The 1,438-nt window shown below is 42.9% G+C and carries 1 protein-coding gene; it reads right to left on the reverse strand.

Going from position 1 to position 1,438, the window contains the following annotated elements:
* On the reverse strand, positions 1-1,205 hold a 1,205-nt coding region (tnpC, locus tag ACJJVX_RS00190), incomplete at its 3' end, for an IS66 family transposase (protein WP_405629472.1).
* Between the last annotated feature and the right edge of the window lie 233 nt (positions 1,206-1,438).

The raw sequence follows: 1,438 nt of genomic DNA on the forward strand, positions 1-1,438 counted from the left end.
CCTAGCGCCATTTGGGGAGGGATTTTATCTTTGTGTTTGAGTAACCATTGATACAATTCATCAACGATTGGTTTGGCTTTTTGCTGCCTAACGGTGAATTTTTCACTGACCGATTTACCTTTGATGGCTTGCTCAATACCATAGAGTTTGCGAATAAGGTTAAGTGCTACATCCGCTTTAACGGTTTTTTTATTATTGCCTTTGGCCTCGATGAACTTACGGCGTATATGAGCTAAGCACGCAACCAGTGTTGCCTTCGTTTGCTCGTACGCTTTGTAGCCGTCTACGTGCATGTAGCCTTGATAACCGTCAAGAAAATCAACTACACAGTGGGCCGCGCGACTATTATGATAATCAAACAAGACAATATTAGTGCCTTTACCCGGCTTATCATCGCCACAACAATACAGCCACATATAGCTGGTCGCTTTCTCTGCGTTAATAACGTTTAACGAGGTTTCATCGCCATGAATAACCGCTTGAGATAACAAGATTTCTCTTAAGCGCTGATAAAGCGGTGACAACAATTCAGCACAGCGTAACATCCAGCTCGACATGGTTTGCCTGCTCAACTCAATACCGATATCAGAAAATAACGTTTCTTGGCGATAAAGCGGCAAGCCAAACTGGTATTTACACATGATTATTTGGCTCAGTAAACTGGGCGTGGCGATACTTTTTGGAATGGCTGTTGCGGGCATTTTTGCCGTTTTCACTACACTTTCAATCCCTTCTCGCTCACAGTGACGGCACGTATATTTAGGGCGAATAGTTTTGATAACCTTGATATGCGCAGGCACAAATTCGAGTGTTTCACTGCTGCTTTCACCTATTTTGTGAAGTGGGCTTTGACAGCAATCACACACTTTTTCATCCTCATCAAGGTCAACAACCACCTCGACTCGTGGTAACTGTGCTGGCAGTGGCCGGCGTTTCGGTTTGGCTTTTTCTTTCTTTACTAAGGGCGATGTGGCCAATAGCGCTTTATCATGTTCATCAAGAATGTCTTCTACTTCATTGAAGAGCTCTCCAGCACCGGGCATCTTTTCAGATTTCTTCGCGTACTCTTTGGCAAGCTTCGCGTTATAAGCTTGCAGTAATTCGTGAATTTGCGCATCTTTTTCAGCAACGACTTGTTGCAACTCAAGCACCATGCGCTTGAGTTGTTCTAGGTCGTCAGGAAGTAAGTGTGCATCAATTTTCATGTTCGCAATTTAACAGAATTTGACGTTGTTTTCTTGTTTGACGCAAAGATAAAGCAGACGGTGTGGCAACGATCATTTACTGTCAATATGATCGATTAGATCATCGATTGATACTGCAATTCTTCATGACCAAGCACATCATATCCCGACAACAACCAATCCAATTGCCCAGGACTGAGTTCAAATTCTTGCAAACTGACTTTACTTGGCCATTTGAACTTTTGTTTTTCTAA

The sequence above is a fragment of the Pseudoalteromonas sp. Ld20 genome (genome assembly GCF_045064175.1).
Lineage (GTDB): Bacteria > Pseudomonadota > Gammaproteobacteria > Enterobacterales > Alteromonadaceae > Pseudoalteromonas > Pseudoalteromonas neustonica.